Source organism: Tahibacter caeni (assembly GCF_024609805.1).
GTDB classification, from domain to species: Bacteria; Pseudomonadota; Gammaproteobacteria; order Xanthomonadales; family Rhodanobacteraceae; genus Tahibacter; species Tahibacter caeni.
In genome coordinates this window covers 1-3,000 of sequence record NZ_JANFVR010000460.1, presented here as the reverse complement: position 1 = coordinate 3,000, position 3,000 = coordinate 1, and the positions used below count along the sequence as shown (strand labels likewise).

The following is a 3,000-nucleotide window of genomic DNA, read 5'->3' as shown; positions in this document are numbered from 1 at the left end:
CGCCGCCGGCGCGCGCGACGAGCCCGCGCAGGCCGGCCGGACCCAGCGCCGGCGCGCGCAGCAGGGTCAGCCAGGCCTGGGTTTCGCGGTCGCTGCGGTCCGGCGCGTTCATGCGGCGAGTATAGGAACGCCCAGCAAAAAGGCGCCGGCTTGCGCCGGCGCCCGGAGGTAGGAAACGGCCGGCCCGCGGCTCGGAATCAGCCGAGCGGACCGGTGTGGCGCGTCATTCCGGCGCGGTCAGTACGTCGTTGAGCTTGACCGGGCGCAGGCCGTCCATGACCAGCCCGTAGCTGACCCGGTCGAACGTGCGGAAGATCATGACGTGGCCGACGAACTCCGACGGCAGCTGGACCTTGGAGTCGTTGGGGTTGAAGAAATTGCGGGCGCCGCCTTCCGGATACTTGTACTGGTCGGTCACGCGCTCGCCCGGATGGTAGATCGAGAACACCTGGCCGTTCTCGATGCCGTCGGCCGAGCCGCGCGACAGCGCGACGACCTGCTTGGGCCCGACCGCGTTCAGCGCGTCGGTGAACGCGAGCACTTCGAAGCTCGTCGGCACGCTCTGCGGCGGATGCGGCAGGTAGTGCGAATCGTAGGGCTTGTCCTCGACCGGCATGACCAGATCGCCGGCGCGGACTTCATAGTCCGAATAGGTGATCAGCAGCGAACTCGGGTCGCCGCTGCGCGTGACCTGGGCGTTGCCGATGACTTCCACTTCGTAGCCGAGCACGCTGGAGTTGCGCCCGAACAGGTTCTTCACCGGGTTGTTGTGCCAGAGCATCTTGTTCTGGCCGTGCGTGGCATCGAGCGGACGCACGTGCGTAGTCGGCGGATCGCCGTCCTTCTTGCCTTCGACCGAGTAGTAGAGATTGGTCGGGCGCACGATGACGTAGGCGCCGCCGGGCTGCGCGTCGAGGCCGCGCACGTAGGCAAGATTGCCGTTGGTCGCGCGCAGCTTGTTTTCCTCGACGGCGACCACATACGGCAGGCCTTTGAACGTCTGCTCGTCGACGACGCGCATGTTCTTCAGGAACGGCTCGATGTCCTTGAGATTGATCGGCTGGATCGCCTCTTCCAGCGGGTCGCGCCGCACGTGCGGTCCGCTGTTGCTGAGGCGGGCGCCGCCACCGCCGCCGTTGCCGTTCAGATAGGACAGGTTGAGCACGTCGCCCGGATAGATCAGGTGCGGGTTCTCGACCTGCGGATTGGCCTGCCAGATCTCCGGCCAGAGCCAGGGTTTCTTGAGGAAGCGCGCCGAGATGTCCCAGAGGGTGTCTCCGCGCTTCACCGTATAGGTATCGGGGTGACCGTTGCGCAGCTCGGTTTCGCTGACGGCAAAAGCCGTGAGTGCAACGAGCAATCCGGCAAAAAGTGCAGGTAGTTTTTTAAGCATGGCCGCCAATTACCTGATTCCCCAAGGGCATCGTGAGTGTAGCCTAAGAAAATACGCACGCAAGCCGTGATCGCCACAGGCCGGGACCCGACTCCGGCGCGAGTGCTTGCCGCTCCCCCCGACGCGGACAAATCCGCGTAGAATTTCCGCATGTTACGCGCGGATCGGAACCGTCTTCCGCCAACTTCCGCGCAGATTCCTTCGAGGTAGTGCCATGGCCAAGCTCACGATTCTTGAATTTCCCGACCCGCGCCTGCGGACCAAGGCGCAGCCGGTGACCGAATTCGGCCCGGACCTGGCCCGTCTCGTCGCCGACATGTTCGAGACCATGTACGAGGCGCCCGGCATAGGTCTGGCGGCGACCCAGGTCAACGTGCACCGGCAATTGCTCGTGCTGGACGTGTCCGAGGAAAAGAACCGGCCCCATGTGTTCTGCAACCCGCGCATCCTGGCCAAGGACGGGATCCAGAACTACCAGGAAGGCTGCCTGTCGGTGCCCGGCATCTTCGCCGACGTGGAGCGCGCGAATCGCGTCACGGTCGAGGCCGAGGACGTCTCGGGCAAGACCTTCACTCTCGAGGCCGACGGCCTGCTCGCGGTCTGCATCCAGCATGAGATGGATCATCTGGCCGGCCGCCTGTTCGTCGACTACCTGTCGCCGCTCAAGCGCGAAATGGTGCGCAAGAAGCTCGAAAAGCAGCGCCGCAGCGCCTGAGCGCCGATGAATTCCCCGCCCCTGCGTCTGGTGTTCGCCGGAACGCCCGATTTCGCCGTGCCCTGCCTGGAGGCCTGCGCCCAGCCCGGCGTGGAGGTCGTCGCCGTCTACACCCAGCCGGACCGGCCGGCCGGCCGCGGCCGCAAGCTCAGCCCGAGTCCGGTCAAGGAGGCCGCGCTGGCCCGCGGCTATGCGGTCGAGCAGCCCGAGAACTTCCGCAGCGCGGAAGCCCGCGAACGCCTGGCCGCCTACGCGCCCGACCTCATGGTCGTGGTCGCCTACGGCCTGATCCTGTCGCAGAAGGTGCTCGACATTCCGCGCTTCGGGTGCTGGAACGTGCACGCCTCGCTGCTGCCGCGCTGGCGCGGCGCGGCGCCGATCCAGCGCGCGGTGCTGGCCGGCGACGCGGTCAGCGGCGTCTGCCTGATGCAGATGGAGAAAGGCCTGGATACCGGGCCGGTCATCGCCCGGATCGAGGCTCCGGATATCTCCCGCGAGACCGGCGGGAGCCTGCACGATCTGCTGAGCCAGTGCGGCGCCGACCTGCTGCGCCGCCAGCTGCCGCTGCTCGCGCGTGATCGCGTGCGCCCGGCCAGCGAGCCCCAGCCCGAGGACGGCGTGGTCTACGCCCACAAGCTCGACAAGGCCGAAGCGCAGATCGACTGGCGCGACGCCGCGGCCGCGATCGAGCGCAAGGTCCGCGCGTTCAATCCCTGGCCCGTCGCCGAGGCCGAGGTCGCCGGCGAACGCCTGCGCATCTGGACGGCGCAGGCCCTGCCGATCTCCGCGACCGCGGCGCCCGGCAGCGTGCTCGGCGCGACGCGCGAGGGCCTGGACATCGCCACTGGCGACGGCGTGCTGCGCCTGATCGAGGTACAGCGCGCCGGCGGCC

The 3,000-nt window shown here is 67.7% G+C and carries 3 protein-coding genes; 2 read left to right on the top strand and 1 reads right to left on the bottom strand.

Translation table 11 applies throughout. The features are described 5' to 3' along the window. Positions 1–223 precede the first annotated feature (223 nt). Entirely contained in the window at positions 224–1,288 is a 1,065-nt protein-coding gene (locus NON22_RS22585) for a LysM peptidoglycan-binding domain-containing protein (RefSeq protein WP_343231955.1), read from the bottom strand. A 319-nt stretch (positions 1,289–1,607) separates the two neighbouring features. Here NON22_RS22585 and def point away from each other — a divergent pair, with 319 nt between their 5' ends. Both def and fmt read left to right on the top strand, forming a co-directional pair. Next, positions 1,608–2,108 (top strand): peptide deformylase, encoded by a 501-nt coding sequence (gene def / locus NON22_RS22580; RefSeq protein WP_257389242.1) that lies wholly within the window; start codon positions 1,608–1,610, stop codon positions 2,106–2,108. 6 nt (positions 2,109–2,114) lie between these two features. Then, a partial coding sequence (fmt, locus tag NON22_RS22575; protein ID WP_257389241.1) for a methionyl-tRNA formyltransferase occupies positions 2,115–3,000 on the top strand: 886 nt, incomplete at its 3' end.

Excerpts from the sequence above, each read along its gene's own strand:
- def (WP_257389242.1), top strand. The coding sequence starts at position 1,608 with ATGGCCAAGCTCACGATTCTTGAATTTCCCGACCCGCGCCTGCGGACC.